This is a genomic window from Pseudomonas sp. GL_090 (assembly GCF_057837765.1).
The window spans coordinates 3,217,270-3,232,393 of sequence record NZ_CM174452.1; the positions used below are offsets into that span (position 1 = coordinate 3,217,270).

The window sequence follows — 15,124 nt, forward strand, 5'->3', positions numbered from 1 at the left end:
AAACTGAAGGTGCGAACCAGTGTAAATAGTGAGAAGGAGTCCTCACATGTAGCTTATGCGCATTGGGGCCGACTTGGCCAAGAACGTGTTTCAGATTCACGGCGTGGATCGTCATGAGCAGCCAGTCTGGCGGCAGCGTTTACCTTGCGATCGCTGGCTTCAAACGGTGCTGGAGACGATCGAGTCCGGCTGTGAAATTGGCATGGAAAGTTGTGGCAGTGCACACCATTGGGCACGGCAGCTACAAGCACGCGGATTTCGGGTGAGACTGATCGCGCCGCCGTTCGTCAAACCGCACTTTAAGAGCAACAAGAACGACGCCAACGATGCCAACGCAATCCGTGAGGCGATGAGCCGCCCCAACATGCGCTTCGTCGCCGTCGAGACCATCGAACAACAGGATATTCAGGCAACGCATCGCATCCGGGCCGACTTAATCGAACAGCGGACGGCCAAAGCCAATCAGATTCGTGGGCTGATCGCCGAGTACTGCCTCATTGCGTCGAAGGAATTACTGGTGCTGCGTCGCGCAATACTGTGCTGGCTAGAAGATGCGGATAACGGTTTGACGGTACGCTTTCGTCATCTGCTGCATGGTTTGTGGGATGACCTGCGTGCACTTGATGAGCGCGCGAGCGAACTCGATGTTGAGATATCTGCGATCGCAGCAAGTAAGCCATCGGCTGTCCGTTTGCAACATCTGCGTGGCGTCGGCCCGATGATTGCCACTGCGCTAGTTGCTGGTATCGGTGCCGGCGCGATGTCGGCCACCAGAAATTAGGGCGATCCGCGTGCCTTCAAATCGCTTGTCTAGGTTGCGATCCGGGGCCCGAGACTGAACACCAAACAACTCGCCGCCGAACCATAGATTACCTGGTGTCCATCCGCATGAAAGGCTATTAACTAATACGTTACTTTGATCGAAGGAGGTAAGAAACCCAATGCCAATACCGTGAATGCGCGCTCCATCGTATCTCGCTTTTCATTGTCATTGCCGACGGATATGCGATGGCCTTGGGCTCCCTACAACCCATGAGCCGATTAGTATAGTTGCTCCTTACTGAAAGGCTGACCAGTGTATCCATTTTGAGCTTTCCAGTGACTCCTCTGCTGGGATCGTTCCAATGCGGGCAAAGATTCAGTCGGCACCTGCTTGCGCCATACCACATCGGCCGCCATTGAATAAACCTACTAGTTGGTAGATAGTGAGCACTTAAACAACGGACTTCGTACCCTACAGACGTACCCTCGCACCGGAGAGACCGATGGAGCTGCCCAAACTACCCAAGTTGCTCACTCTCGACCTAACCAGCGCTCCGCTGATAATTATCTCCCTGCCATTAGCATATGCAGCTATCAGGAAGACCGGGGTTATGAATGGTACGTCAGCCTCTAATAATGAGGCTCTCTTATGACCAGCATTCCTGCTCTGCTGCCAGTTCCTTCTGTCTTGCCGAATGCTGCAGGGGCCGAAAACAATCCGCGAGCGATGATCACTGGCCCAGATTTTCAGTTCCAATTGAAGGCTCAGTCTAGGTCCCGTCTTTTGCCGCCCGATCCGGCAAGCGCGCAGGTACTGTCGGAGTCGGCCGCAAATGTGTCGCGCCGGCCGGACGTGGAAGCAATGCTTCAATTGCTGGCATGGCGGAAGATCACATTCAATGCCCCGAGCAGGATTGGTCGATCGGTACCTGGGGTTTTAGCGAGTGGCTTGGCTGTCCCGGACTACAGTTTCGCCGATCATGCTTTTCTGGTAAGCGCTGAGATGATCAACCTTGCTCGCGCCGACGAGCACAGTACCGTTCTGTGTCCAGAGCCTATCGAAGATCCGACCGCGTTGCGCGCCGATTCCTGTGGGAGCGATTTCATCGTCGGCGTTCCTTGCGAGGGCGGACTAAATGCTTCAGCAATTGCCGTGGCGCTGTCCGGAAGCACCCTCATCTGGATTCCATTCGAAACCGTTCGAGCGCCCACTGCAATCGCCCCGCGTTCGGCCTTGGCGCCGGCGCAAGCCTCCTTCAACCGAGGGCCATCCCCCTGATCAGTCGGATGCGAATTTCGACAATAATCATTGATGACTTGAAGCGGCGCTCGCTTAGTAGAGCGAAAGCCGCGCCCCCCCCCCCCCCGCGATGCGCTACTCGGCCGTATCGCCCGTACAGTGAAGCCTGAGCACCTGATTGCGCGCGCGTGACCGTTGGCATTTGCCATTCACTGTTCGTCGTGGCTTAGAAGTGCCATAGTCGTTTGTCTTATCACGCTAGGCTGAGTCCGGGTGTGAATTCGAAAACGCCATGGCTCATCGGCACTTGGCAGATGTGATGTTTTGAGTTTAATGCGTTATATAAATGCGAATGAAGCCTTGGTTTTAACTACGCTCAGGTCGAGAGCAGTGATAAGTGTCCTTAATCTTGTGCGATGACAAGCCTATCCAAGAGCGGTTGAGTGATCGAACCAAACATTTTTGCATCGCCATATGCACGAGCGGAAAGCATTGCGCCGTGTACGGTTGCCATAAACATCTCCGCCTCGGAACGAGCATCACAAGATAAAGCAAATTGCCCCTGCTTTGATCCGCGATCCAGAACGGAGGTAATCCAAGCAGAGAGGGCACGAAAATGAGCTCTCACCTCCAACACCACATCTTGAGGCAACACCGGAATCTGGGTTGCGAGCAAGGCACACACACAGTAGCCCTTTGTCACGTCGCCGATGCAGGCCAGCCAATAGCTGTTATAGGCACGAAGTTGGTCTACGGGATCAGGACAATGGCGTTCCAGCTCCGCAATCCCAGCCTCAGCTTCTCCGCGATAACGCTCGACCAGCGTGCGGACGAGATCTATCTTTGTAGGAAAGTGATAGTGAATACTTGCCTTGCGAATACCCACGAATTCAGAGATGTCAGCGTAACTGAATCCATTGTACCCACCTGCTACGATGAGTGAGCGTGCGCAATTAAGTATGTCATTGAAGGTGCTGGAAGGATTTTTCATGTCAAAAATCTATCTTGCAGTAGGTTGGGAGTCAAGCTTGGCGTCACTTAAAGCCTATCGTATCGGTGCAAATTAAAGCTGGCGCCGAGAGGGGGAATTGGCGGCCTCAGACGCTTAGTTTAAATCACGAAGTGTGAAAGTCAGGGACTAGAAAAACAATCGCCGCATCCGTCAAATTTAGTCGCCTGCCCTCCTAGATCAGATGCTTACTCTTTATGTGTTCGCTTCATCAGATCCCGCTAAACCAGTTGTAGCCCTGATCCTCCCAATACCCACCCGGATTATCATTACTGACAAAGATCTCGACGATATGCTTGGGGTTTTTGAAGCCCAACTTAGTCGGTACTCGAATCCGTAGTGGGTAGCCATACTCCGGGGGCAAAGCGACTTCACCGTAATCCAGAGCCAGCAGCGTTTGCGGATGCAACGCGGTCGGCATGTCGAGGCTAGAGTAGTAGCGATCAGCGCATTTGAAACCAACAAATTTCGCCGTTGTGTCAGCACCTATATGTTCCAGGAAGATCTTCAATGGCACGCCTCCCCATTGTCCGATGGCGCTCCAGCCTTCAACACAGATCAGGCGCGTAATGTCGCTGCGCTGCGGCAGTTTGCGCAAGCCTTCGAGCGTCCACGGTGCCTTGTCCTGCACTAGGCCGGAGACGGCGAGCGAGTACTGCGCCAGGTCGACTTCGGGGATATCGTCCTCACCGTAGAACGCATTGAATGGAAATGGCGTGGTCATTTGCGCCTTGGTGAAGGTCGGCGCCAGTTTCTGCCCGCTGAACAGCCAGGCCTGGACCCGGTCGTTCCAGCGCGACATGGCCCATAGCACCTTGTCCACCTGGTCGCCGTCCTGCAGGTTACAACCGCTCAGCATCGCCATCGCTCCAACGGTCAAGCCACCCCGAAGAAAATTCCGGCGCTGGAGATTTTCCAGCTGAAGTTGCTGTGCGGGCTCAAGTTTGATGCGCTGAATCGCGCGTTTTTTGGGCTCAATCATGGTCGGGGTTTTCCGCTTTCAATTGGCCGTACGCCGCCAGTGATCATGGGCAACAAGGTTTTCGGCACCAGCAGCACCAACGCCAGATGCACCACGACGAACGCGCCAATGACCGCCATCGCCGCGAAATGCACGTACCGGGCAATGTCATAGCCGCCCAGGAGCGCTACCAGCTCTTGAAGTTGAATGGGCTTCCAGATGGCCAGCCCCGAGATCACGACCAGTACACCTGCCGCCAGCACCACCCAATACATCAGGCGCTGCACCGCGTTATAAACGCCCTTCTCGTGCACCAGTCGAAAACGCAGTGCATCCGCCAAATCATGCTTCACCGCCTGAACACTGATCGGCAAAAAATCACGTTTGAAATGGCGGCTGATCAAGCCGTACAGCACATAGATGAGGCCGTTGATGAACAGCAGCCACATAAATGCGAAGTGCCAGGCCAGCGAGCCGCCCAGCCAACCGCCTACCGTCAACGCCACCGGAAACCGGAAGGCGAACAGTGGCGAGGCGTTGTAAATCGCCCAACCGCTCATGAACATGCAGATCATGCAGACAGCGTTGAGCCAATGGGTGAGGCGAACGGGCCAGGGATGGATTGATCTTCTACTCATGCTTTTGCCCCTCAGAAACCATCCGTACGCTGGAGCAATGCCGGACGGCGTCGCTCCAGCCTTTTCAGGTGATTACATCGGTGGCTGGAAGCCATCTTTACCGACAGCAATACCGCGTGCGGTTGTGCCATCCTGGGCCGCGAACACGACAATTTTGGCGCCTTTGACCAACTCATCGGCTTTGCCTGGCTCGACGTAGGCGATGGGCACGTCATCCGGCACGACGAGTTGCTTCTCGCCACCCTTGTAGTTGACGGTCAGCGTGCGACCGTTGGCCTTGGACAATTTGCCCACCGTACCGTTGGTCATGGTGCCCGTGCTGCCGTCCGCGTTCTGCCAACCGTAATGACCTTCTCCGCTGCCTTTGAGGCTGGATTCGAACACGGTGACTTCCAGTGCCTTGAGCGAACCGTCGGCCTGTGGAATGGCTGCCGAACCGACGAAGCTGTCGGCTTTGATCGACTCGATATTTGTCTTTGATACCCGCTTGATATCGGTCTTGTCAGTCAGACCGATGGTTTGCTGTGCGCCAGAGCGAGTGGTGAACGTCAGCGTGTTGTTGCTGACACTTTCGACGGTGCCGCGCAGCGGCTTGATCACTGGCATATCGGCCGCGGTGGCCATAACGGCAGCACTGAACATCAACAAACCGAACGTGGTAGACAGAGCAGTCTTCAACTTCATTGCGGCGATTCCTCACTGGTTTAAGTGCCGCCATCCTCGCCCCCCGTCCGGGACCTCACCATGACCGCCGGATGACATTTTTGTCATTCGCAACGACGTTTGTACGAATGACAGAAATGTAACCGACCCAGCCTTCTCAGCTCGTTACACTGCAATCCTGAGATACCCATGCCACGGGTTGAATCCCGCCATACAGAGACCCGAGCGCCCCCTGACGATGCATATTCTGCTGATCGAAGACGACACCAAAACCGGCGAGTACCTGAAAAAGGGCCTTGGCGAGTCCGGCTACAACGTCGACTGGACCCAACACGGCGCCGATGGCCTGCACATGGCACTGCAAACGGCGTACGACCTCATCGTGCTCGATGTGATGTTGCCCGGCATTGATGGCTTTCAAATCATCGAGCTATTACGTGCAAAACAAGACGTGCCCGTGCTGTTCCTCACGGCGCGCGATCAGCTGCATGACCGTATTCGCGGCCTGGAACTGGGGGCCGATGACTACCTGGTGAAACCGTTTTCCTTCACCGAGTTGCTGTTGCGCATTCGCACCATCCTGCGTCGTGGCGTGGTCCGCGAAGCCGATCATTTTCGTATCGCAGACTTGGAGCTGGACTTGGTGCGTCGTCGCGTTACGCGTCAGCAGCAAGTAATCGTGCTGACCAACAAGGAGTTCGCCCTGCTGCATCTGTTTTTGCGCCGTGAGGGCGATGTATTGTCCCGGGCGCAGATTGCTTCGGAAGTCTGGGACATGAATTTCGACAGTGATACCAACGTGGTAGACGTGGCCGTCAAACGCCTGCGCAACAAGGTCGACCTGCCCTACCCGGTCAAGCTGATCCATACCATTCGCGGTATCGGATATGTGTGCGAGGTGAGGTCATGTGGACCCGACGCCAACCATCCCTGACGCTGCGCTCGACCATGGCGTTCTCGCTGGTGGCAATGCTCGCTGTGGCTGGCGCAGGACTTTATTTATATCAGTCGATGAAAACCTCGGTATTGATTTACAGCGACCATGCGGTACTGGGTCGTCTGGATCATTTTCGCAAGCTGCTGCATTACGAGTTGGCCATTGAGAAACTGCGCGACAGTCCGCAGATTTTCAAGAACATGCTCGACAGCGAAGACGACATCTTCATCATTCGTGAGCCGGGCCAGCAGCCGGTGATCATGGTCAATCCGCTGAATGCGACGTTGCCAGACTTGCCAGTAATCAACCAGGATATGAAGCTGAGTGTCAATGACCTGCGCAGCGGCATGACCGACTCGGGCGCACCGTTGCGCGCTGCTTCCGTGCAAACGACCTCCGGCGGCCGCGAAGTACGCCTCACTGCCGCGCACGTCATGGGCAAAGAAATGGCCATGCTTGAGGCGTTTCGCGAACGTATTTACCTGGCTGTGACTCTGGCGTTTCTGCTCACGGCGTTGCTTGGTTACGTGCTGCTACATCGGGGCCTGCGCCCGCTGCGCAAAATGGCCGCGCATGCCGCAAACATAACGCCCCAGCGGCTCGACAGCAGAATGGACAGCAGGGCAACGCCGGTTGAACTTCAACAACTGAGCGACGCCTACAACGCCATGCTCGATCGCCTCGCCAACGGTTATCAGCGCCTGACGCAGTTTTCTGCTGACTTGGCTCATGAAATACGCACGCCCGTGGGGTCGCTAATGGGGCACTGTCAGGTCGCCTTGCGCCAATCGCGCAGCGAGGACGAATATCAGGCCCTTATAGCCTCGAACCTTGAAGAACTGGAGCGCATTTCACGGATAGTCGAAAGCATTTTGTTCCTCGCTCGCGCAGACGAAACGCAATCGGTAGTCGAGCGTCAGCCGCTGGCCCTGCATGACGAATTGCAGCGCATCGCCGGTTATTTCGAAGGCTTGGCTGAAGAGCGCCAAATGACTTTGCATGCCTTCGGCGATGGCATCTTGGAAGCTGACCCTTTACTGCTGCGTCGGGCATTGAGCAATTTAGTCGCGAACGCTATTCGCTACGCCGACGAAGGCAGTGAGATTCTGATGCGTGTCGTGGCAACCGACCGCGGATGGCGGATTGATGTAGAGAATCAGGGGCCGGTATTGAGTGAAGATACATTGCGCAAGCTGTTCGACCGCTTTTACCGCGGCGATGCTTCCCGTAACCAAAGCTCCGACTCATACGGCCTTGGCCTCGCCATCGTGGTGGCGATTATGCAACTGCATGGCGGTGAAGTGAGTGTGAAACAGCCCAAGTCTGGGACGATTCGTTTTTCGTTGGTTTTCCCCCAAGCATGAACGACGGTCTCCGCTGACGAAGCAAAAAATCGTTCGTGAATCCAAGGCCGAAGTGTTCGAAATTGGCGACCTTCTCACCCGAACGATTCCCGATATCCACCCCCCTCTCAACCAACCCCTCAGTTGACACGGCACGTACGCAGCAAGCAATTGCCCAGGCAAGTAGTGTTGAGTCCGTGAGCTAAGCCAGGGGGGCTCGCGCCTACTAAGATTTAGCGGACACGTGCATAACCTGGAAATGGCACTAGGCGGATGTCAACGACATCAAGGCGCGAGTTGTAGAAGCATACAAGCCACCAGGTGTTTCGATAGCCGCTACGGCGCTGGTCAATGCATCAACGCCAACTTGCTTTGCCGCAAGGTTATTCCTGCGCCCTCATATGACGACTACATCTCAGTGAACCATGCCCGCCACGCTTGAACCCCGCCCCAGATTCGCGTTGATGTGCAACGCGCTCGACCACGATTACCGTGCCGTGCCGTGGCCGAGCCGCGCTGCCGACGCGTACGAGAGTTGCTGCGTTGATTCGCACAGACACGGTTTGGCACACTTTCGAGCCGCTGAATATGCGCGCGGAGACCAAGACGGAGTTGGCCCGCGTCATGAGATATTCAAAATCTGATCGATATTTTCTGCCAACTGTGGTCGTCCAAGGAAATATCCCTGAAGATAATCACATCCCATTGTTTCAACAAAATCTGCTTCGTCCTCGTGCTCGACGCCTTCCGCAGTAACAGTGAGATCCAGACTTTTCGCTAGTAAAATTGTTGCCTGGAATATTTTCTGCGCCGAGAGGCTGCCAGCCAAACCCGTAACCATCGTCCTGTCGATTTTAAGTTTGCTAAACCTATATTTTCTTAAGTATCCAAGGCTAGAATAACCGGTACCAAAATCATCAAGAGCCACAGAGATGCCTTCTGCATTAAGGCGATCAATTACTGACTTTGATTGCTCTTGATGCTCGATAAGATATGTCTCTGTAACTTCCAACTCCAACTGACTTCTAGAAAGCCCGTTAGCGTTAATGATGGACAGGACCATCGATACGAATCCCGGGTTCTTGAATTGTGCAGGGGAAATATTTACTGATACCTTTAGGTTAGGCCATCGCGCAGCCTCCCGGCAAGCGAGCTCTAGCACCTGTCTGCCCAACTGGTCGATCAAGCCAAACTCTTCGGCTATCGGCACAAACTCTTGAGGCGAGACAGCGCCGTTTATTTCATGCGTCCATCGAGCAAGCGCCTCGACACCAATAATGCTGCGACTTGTACTCTCAAAAATGGGCTGATAGACAACCTTAATATCTCCCCGAGAAAGCGCGAGTCCCAATTCCGCGGCAAGCTTAGTCTTGCGATTTCGAGCGGCGTCCAGCTTAAAATCGTAGACACATACCTGATTGCAGCCTCTGCGCTTCGCTTCATACATAGCCACATCGGCGTGTCGAAGAAGCTCTGACTCGCGCCTATCTAAACCAAGATATGTAGATAGACCAATACTGGCACCAACGGATACCTTGCGACCATCTAAATCAAATACGACATCCAACTGCCTAATCAGCAAGTTGGCAAGTCGCTCAGCCGATCCTTTGGCATTATTGTCGGTTGTTACGATGATGGCAAACTCATCCCCTCCCAGACGTGCCAGAACCTCACCGCCCCCCAACACGCGACTAAAAGTCAAAGCTATTTTTTTAAGAAGGTTGTCACCAACCTCATGCCCGTATGAATCGTTTACCTCTTTAAAACCGTCCAGATCAATTAGAAGCAGTGCAGTATCCTTATCTGTAAAATTTTGTTGCTCTCGTAGTTTTTCATAAAGCATTAACCTATTTGGCAATCCGGTAAGCGTGTCTTTGCGGGCGGAAATCCTGGCAGCGTCCGCGCTAAACAATATATCTTTATAAGTTCCAATAGCGACTTTTAGCAACCATAGCGTATAAACAAAAAAGAACGCCAGTACGAAAAGCGTTGGTGGTTGAATATTGTTGCGCGCAACATCTCCCGGGCGAATATCATGCCAGCTTGCAAAAGCTACGATATCTCCAGAAAGATTTTTAAGAGGAGTGCTAAATCGTTCTTTCTCCTCAAAAAAAAACTTTTGAGAGAGACAAGTTCGAGACAAAAATTTTATCAGCGATATTAGCTAGAGTTGGAATATTTAGAACTTTTGCAAAAACTAGGAATCTTATTTTAGTAATAGACGGCAAATTGGAGTTTGAATCCGATATGATAGGTGCGGCCCCCATGACAAGCAGTGATCCGTTGTACCAAAATATATAAACCACGGGACTAGGCGACCCTCGGTGAGAGATGTCTCGGAAAAAACTGTCCATTCGCCCGCCAGCGTAGTCACTGAATTCGCTAACAGAAACTTGTTGTCCATTAGCGTGAGTCCACAGAGTCTGCCATTTATCATTTACCAGAAAAACAACATCATAATTCCCCTGGTTTGTAGAATTCCCCAAGTCGAATCCAGCCAGCTACGATCTTCCGCTCCGTAACAATGTTGAACGGCCTCGCTCCATTGTGAGTTATCCAATAGCACACTGGCTAATTTTGCCTGTTCAGTTTTAATCGCAGAGTCTATCCCCCTAGAAGATCGTAAGAATGCCTGTTGATTGGCAACCTCTGGCAATGTTTTCAACAGTCCAAAAACAATCATTGCGACGGCTACCAACGATAGTATTGACCCTAAAAAAATTAACCTGATTGATTTTTGCGCACCCATGAGTGGAAAGACCTTTAAACGGAGCAGTTAGCGGGTATGAAAGTCCCCGACCTATTAGAGGCAAAACTAGAACGAAGGTTGCCATCAGGCCGAAAACTATAAAAAGCTAGTGCTTAACATTGATTTTTTTGCCGTATCCAATAACTATTGATGTGCCGGTATCTAATTCCATCTACACGAAACCTGTGGTAAACACCTACGAATATTGTTGGCGCTAATTATTAGAGTTCTATAGGCAATAACAATATTGGCAATCAACTGTATCCAAAGGCTCGGCGGTTGACGTTGTATAGGCTGGCACGGATAGTAATCGTAGTGTGAACCGATGCCACTGGTTATCGTTGAACCTGGTTGCGCCCGTTATGCTTGGCTTTATAGAGAGCTTCATCAGCACGAGCAAGAAGAGTTTCCATGGTATCCCCATCGTTGAAAAGTGCGATTCCTAGTGAAGCCGTTATCGTGTCAAGTATCTTATCGGTACTACGAACCCTTATACGTAGAGACTGGATCTTCATCCGCAATCTTTCAGCAAAATTGTGGACATTTTCAAGATCGCTGCAGGCCTCTAAAATAACGCAAAACTCTTCACCCCCATAGCGTGCTGCAATAGCATGCGGCGGCAATGAAGTCCGCAGCACTTGGCCTACATGCTGGATTACTCGATCACCTAAAGGATGACCGTACAGATCATTAAATTGCTTAAAGTGATCAATATCCAACATTATCAGTGCAACCCCATCAGGGGCAGTGGTGAGTGCTTGGTCCAGCATTTGATTGAATGCATCACGATTGAAAATCTGAGTGAGGCCATCCAGCGAGGCGGCGATACTTGTTCGCTCTAGTTTATCGCGCAGAGCTTTAATCTCGTTTTGAGCAGCGTGCAGTCGAGACAGGAATACGGCTTGTTGTTCCTGCATTAACTGTGCGCTTTTTTGCAACTCATTGAGAATGTCAGGCTGAGTGTTGTCGATCGACGCATCAAGTTGTTCTAGGCAGTAGTCTAGTTTTGTTTGAAAGTTAAGGTTGCCTTGCACGCTATGTGAAACGTCGCGCTCCATGCCATCAACTAGATTTATTGTTTTCTGCTGCCAGACGCGAGCCGTCTCCAACTCATCGTGAATAATGTAATCGCGAAAAAGTTGTGCGGCGGATTCTGGAGGAAAGCAGTCGCAGTTTTTAACAATATTGTCCAAATGGCGATTTAGTTCCGGGTCTTTTCCTTTGCTGTAGGTGTACCAGAGAGCGTACTGCACCGGGTTAGGAGGAATATTGTTCCGTACCATCAACGGAACAGTTTTCTTCAGCAGGGCCACAGCTGCGCGGATTTCTTCGGTGTACAGCGCTAGGGCTGACGTACGCTTCTCTGATTGGTTCATAACATCGCTACATAGTTTGCTGATTTATGCCGGTGAATTTACAAAAAAGGGGTAGAACCTTCTGACTCCTATCTATTCGAAGTCATGCTATTGTAAATTTGTTTACCATCATCGACATAGTTGTCGCTATCCGGGCGAGTTCGTGGCTAGCGGTGGCGGTCTGCGTAGCCCCAGTAGCTGTCTGAATGGATGTGTCTCGAATAGAGCTCAAACTATCGCTCACCTGTTGAGCAACCTGGGACTGCTCCTCGGTTGCACTCGCGATAATCTGGTTCTGACTGTTTATTTGAGAGACTGCCATTGCGATCTGCTCCAATGCAGTTCCGGCAGCCCTTGCCACATCCAAAGTTTCATCGGACAGTTTGGCACTTTCCTGAAGCGAGTTCACTGTACTACTGCTTCCTTTTTGAATGGACTCGATCATCGATTCTATTTCAAGAATTGATGATTGGGTCGTGTGCGCCAAAGAACGAACTTCATCCGCTACCACCGCAAATCCCCGCCCTGCTTCCCCGGCCCTAGCGGCTTCAATTGCTGCGTTCAATGCGAGAAGATTGGTTTGTTCTGCGATTGCTCGGATTACATCAAGTACCTTGCTTATCGCCTTCGTCTGATGAAAAAAACCTTGAGCGTCTGATGAGCTCTTACGGACTTGTCGCTCCAGACTCTGAAGCCTTGATGTAGTTTCTTCTACCTGCCCTTTACCATTCTTGGATTCAAATTCAGAAACTTTCGAAAGTTCAGATGTCGAAACCGCATTCTTAGCCACCCCGCCTACAGCCAAACTCAACTCCAGAACCGACGAAAAAGCCCTATCAATGTCCGCGTTCTGCTGTACCAGTCCATCACTCATTTCAGAAACTACCGAACTTACTTCTTCTGCAGCAGCGGCAAGCTGAGACGCAGTTGCTCCAATTGTAGAAATCGTTGACCTAAGTTTCTCCTGCATGCCCTCCATTGCCACGAGCAACAAAGCAGGCTCATCAGTTCCGCTAGTGTCGATTGGCAACGTTAGGTTCCCATCCGCGATCGTCCTAGCAACAGTAAGGGCTTGTTGAATTGGCAATAAGATGCTTCTAGTAAGGCACCAAGCTAATAATATCGTGATGACGATTGCCAAACACAGCGTAACACCAATAAAAACCCTCGCCTTTTCATACAAAACTGCTGAGTTCGCTGCTGCCTCATTAGCCCCCTCTTGGTTACGAGCAGTAAGATCCTTCAACTGCTGCGTCAATTGCTGACCTAGCCTCCCCAAATTCATGGATATCTGCTGCGAAACTTCATCATTTATCTGATCTTGGTTAGTCAGGCTTATTAGCCGACCAAGCTCTTGAACATAAAGATCATAAACATCCATAATTTTGGAAAGTGCTTTTTTGTCCTTGTCATGGGTTTCTTGACTTATCAGAGTTGCCAGCGTCTTTCGAACCTCTTGATCGGCGCTCCCTATAAGTCCGGCGCTGGTTTGCCTCCCAGCTGCGTCTTTGGCAGCTCTGTACCGTTGCCCCTCAAGCCTTATACCGGATATTCCAGCATCTAATTGCTGAATTCGATCTAGACTCGGTAGCCAGATGCGGTTGAAATAATTAGTGGCATCCTGGATACGCTCCATTTGCTGCAAGCTAAATAGCCCGACGGCTATCAGGATAAGAGTAACGATCGAAAATCCCGCCATCGAACGCGTACCGATATTTAAGCGCCTCATAAATGTAAACATTATTGCATCCAATGATTGACCGAAAATAATTTTCTAAGGAAACCTTAGATATGAGCGTTCGAGTTCTGTAGTTTGAATAGCAGTTAAGGCATTCAGGCGCAGAACAGTAACTTTATTCTTAGTGCCGACTTGGTACTGGCCTTTTTCAGACATTGTGCAGACCTAAGAGGTACAATCGAAGGCGAGCCTAAAATTTACAGAGCGCGATAGTGCTATAGCTCTAAGTCAAAAAAATTTTGCTTCCCTGCGTTGCGAACGAATCGATAAAAACTGCAGCAAGGATCCCAGTAAAAAGATAACTAGCCACACTACTAACGCCCCTTGCACGAGCGGAGATTCTGGACCATTCGCAAGTGGATGAGCGACGGGCAGGCGCGTTAGCGTCTCATTAATACCTGGAACTAACAGTAGAAAGAAGCTGAACGTAAATCCGAACTGGGATAGGTATGGCCTCGCCCGCCCCAGAACGCGTAGCCATGTAACGGACAGTGCACAAAATATAGCGAGTAACGCCAAAATACCCAAAGCATGACCGACATTGAAGCCGCCGGTACTGGACAGACCGAAGGACGTCAACACTGATACCACCAAGCCAGTTAGATAGAACTTGGCGGAGTCTGTGGTGATATCGATTTTTCGGTAGCGGACGTAGCTATAAAGTCCGGCCGCGAACGTAGCCACACTAATGGCAGTATGAAAATCCCCCAATGTGGAGATAGGATTAGGCATGAGACGTTAACTCCTTTTGATATATGGACTCGCCCGCGGTGTAGCCCCCGACATCAGCGGCATAGGCATGAAACGCATCACCACAATCCAATTGCTTACACAAGACTACCAACTAGTTAGTAGTATTGTGATCATATAAAAATCTGCTTAGGAAAGAAGTAGTGTCTTTCCATATCGTTTATGTCGGACAGCACCGATTAGCGCACGTCTTTTTAGTTAAAGATGGTGATGGGAGTGCAACCGATGCACAAATTTATACCTGTTAATAGATCTTCCGGGAAATGTTTCTCTGAAATCAACATGGAACAAGATACTGATGATCATGGCACCGGTGGGCAATCTGCACTTTATCCACCGTAGTGGCCTTCGCTAGGCCTGGACTCGAGAACGGGGATGTCTAGCACTTTCACAAGCCCTCTCCTGTGGATTGGCCGTCGAGCCGACGAAACTGTTCACCGGAGCGAGTGATGAATGTCAGCGAGTTACTCTTGACACTTTCAGCGATGCCGCACAGCGGCTAGATCGCCGGCATGTCGGCCACTAAGAACACGACAGCGGTTGGTATCTGCAAACCTAACGAAGTGGCCATGGCAGTCTTCAGCTTCAATCGCGACGATTCCTCAGTTTTTATGCGCGACTATTTTCTGTCTCGGAGTGGGACATCACGATGACCGCCAGATTACATTTTTGTCATTTACGACAGCGCCCATGAATGACCGAAATGTAACTGACACGGCACTCAGCGGACTCTGTCACGTCGTCTGCCCCACCTATCAATTACTGGCAGATGAGTTGGACGGGCAACGGCGTCGGATCTGTCTCTTCAAGCAGGTCCTTGAAGGCCTTGAGGCCATCGTTAATCCCCCTGCCCACCTCGACCGTTGCCTGAACTGCCGCAACTACGAAACTGCCTGCTTGGCCAGCATCCTGAGAAAGTAGATAATTTTCACTAAACAATCTAACGCGGACTATCAGTCTGCTTAACCCTCTAAGAGAC

At 51.4% G+C, this 15,124-nt stretch carries 13 protein-coding genes and 3 pseudogenes; 5 read left to right on the top strand and 11 right to left on the bottom strand.

The genetic code is table 11. The features are described from left to right. Positions 1–55: 55 nt before the first annotated feature. Both AC3ITA_RS14345 and AC3ITA_RS14350 read left to right on the top strand, forming a co-directional pair. Positions 56–751 (top strand): annotated as a pseudogene (locus tag AC3ITA_RS14345) (IS110 family RNA-guided transposase); the annotation flags it as partial. Positions 752–1,411: 660 nt separating this feature from the next. Further along, positions 1,412–2,041 (top strand): hypothetical protein, encoded by a 630-nt coding sequence (locus AC3ITA_RS14350; RefSeq protein WP_489277469.1) that lies wholly within the window; start codon positions 1,412–1,414, stop codon positions 2,039–2,041. A gap of 364 nt (positions 2,042–2,405) precedes the next feature. Here the strand turns inward: AC3ITA_RS14350 and AC3ITA_RS14355 are convergent, their stop codons facing one another. From AC3ITA_RS14355 to AC3ITA_RS14370, 4 genes are all read right to left on the bottom strand, one after another. Beyond that, the gene (locus tag AC3ITA_RS14355) at positions 2,406–2,993 is read right to left on the bottom strand and encodes a TetR/AcrR family transcriptional regulator (protein ID WP_489277471.1); all 588 of its coding nucleotides are present in this window, start codon (positions 2,991–2,993) and stop codon (positions 2,406–2,408) included. A gap of 229 nt (positions 2,994–3,222) precedes the next feature. Then, positions 3,223–3,993, bottom strand: a complete 771-nt coding sequence (locus tag AC3ITA_RS14360) for a molybdopterin-dependent oxidoreductase (RefSeq protein WP_489277473.1) — start codon at positions 3,991–3,993, stop codon at positions 3,223–3,225. Continuing rightward, positions 3,990–4,610: a cytochrome b/b6 domain-containing protein gene (locus tag AC3ITA_RS14365; protein ID WP_489277475.1), complete on the bottom strand. Its 621-nt coding sequence runs from the start codon at positions 4,608–4,610 to the stop codon at positions 3,990–3,992. The genes AC3ITA_RS14360 and AC3ITA_RS14365 overlap by 4 nt, the downstream gene beginning before the upstream one ends. Positions 4,611–4,682: 72 nt before the next feature. Next, on the bottom strand, positions 4,683–5,288 hold the full coding sequence (locus AC3ITA_RS14370; protein WP_489280784.1) for a hypothetical protein: 606 nt from the start codon (positions 5,286–5,288) through the stop codon (positions 4,683–4,685). Between the two features lie 223 nt (positions 5,289–5,511). On the opposite strand from AC3ITA_RS14370, the gene AC3ITA_RS14375 reads away from it, so the two are divergent. Both AC3ITA_RS14375 and AC3ITA_RS14380 read left to right on the top strand, forming a co-directional pair. Further along, positions 5,512–6,207 carry a heavy metal response regulator transcription factor gene (locus tag AC3ITA_RS14375; protein ID WP_489277477.1) on the top strand — a complete coding sequence of 232 codons (696 nt, stop codon included), beginning with the start codon at positions 5,512–5,514 and terminating at the stop codon, positions 6,205–6,207. Further along, on the top strand, positions 6,180–7,574 hold the full coding sequence (locus AC3ITA_RS14380) for a heavy metal sensor histidine kinase (protein ID WP_489277479.1): 1,395 nt from the start codon (positions 6,180–6,182) through the stop codon (positions 7,572–7,574). Before AC3ITA_RS14375 ends, AC3ITA_RS14380 begins: the two co-directional genes overlap by 28 nt. Before the next feature lie 601 nt (positions 7,575–8,175). On the opposite strand, the gene AC3ITA_RS14385 is transcribed toward AC3ITA_RS14380, so the two are convergent. From AC3ITA_RS14385 to AC3ITA_RS14415, 7 genes and pseudogenes are all read right to left on the bottom strand, one after another. Further along, the gene (locus tag AC3ITA_RS14385) at positions 8,176–9,696 is read right to left on the bottom strand and encodes a putative bifunctional diguanylate cyclase/phosphodiesterase (protein WP_489277481.1); all 1,521 of its coding nucleotides are present in this window, start codon (positions 9,694–9,696) and stop codon (positions 8,176–8,178) included. Then, a complete protein-coding gene (locus AC3ITA_RS14390; RefSeq protein WP_489277483.1) occupies positions 9,659–10,039 on the bottom strand; it encodes a CHASE4 domain-containing protein in 381 nt (126 codons plus the stop codon). Before AC3ITA_RS14390 ends, AC3ITA_RS14385 begins: the two co-directional genes overlap by 38 nt. Then, a complete protein-coding gene (locus AC3ITA_RS14395; protein WP_489280831.1) occupies positions 9,991–10,302 on the bottom strand; it encodes a hypothetical protein in 312 nt (103 codons plus the stop codon). The genes AC3ITA_RS14390 and AC3ITA_RS14395 overlap by 49 nt, the downstream gene beginning before the upstream one ends. A gap of 335 nt (positions 10,303–10,637) precedes the next feature. After that, the gene (locus AC3ITA_RS14400) at positions 10,638–11,678 is read right to left on the bottom strand and encodes a GGDEF domain-containing protein (RefSeq protein WP_489277485.1); all 1,041 of its coding nucleotides are present in this window, start codon (positions 11,676–11,678) and stop codon (positions 10,638–10,640) included. Positions 11,679–11,760: 82 nt separating this feature from the next. Then, positions 11,761–12,636 (bottom strand): methyl-accepting chemotaxis protein, encoded by an 876-nt coding sequence (locus AC3ITA_RS14405; protein ID WP_489280786.1) that lies wholly within the window; start codon positions 12,634–12,636, stop codon positions 11,761–11,763. After that, positions 12,622–13,398, bottom strand: a pseudogene (locus AC3ITA_RS14410) (MCP four helix bundle domain-containing protein); the annotation flags it as partial. The gene AC3ITA_RS14405 and the pseudogene AC3ITA_RS14410, both read right to left, overlap by 15 nt. Positions 13,399–13,623: 225 nt before the next feature. Continuing rightward, positions 13,624–14,127 (bottom strand): hypothetical protein, encoded by a 504-nt coding sequence (locus AC3ITA_RS14415; protein WP_489277487.1) that lies wholly within the window; start codon positions 14,125–14,127, stop codon positions 13,624–13,626. 744 nt (positions 14,128–14,871) lie between these two features. Here AC3ITA_RS14415 and glcF point away from each other — a divergent pair. Then, positions 14,872–15,054 (top strand): annotated as a pseudogene (gene glcF / locus AC3ITA_RS14420) (glycolate oxidase subunit GlcF); the annotation flags it as partial. Positions 15,055–15,124: the final 70 nt, after the last annotated feature.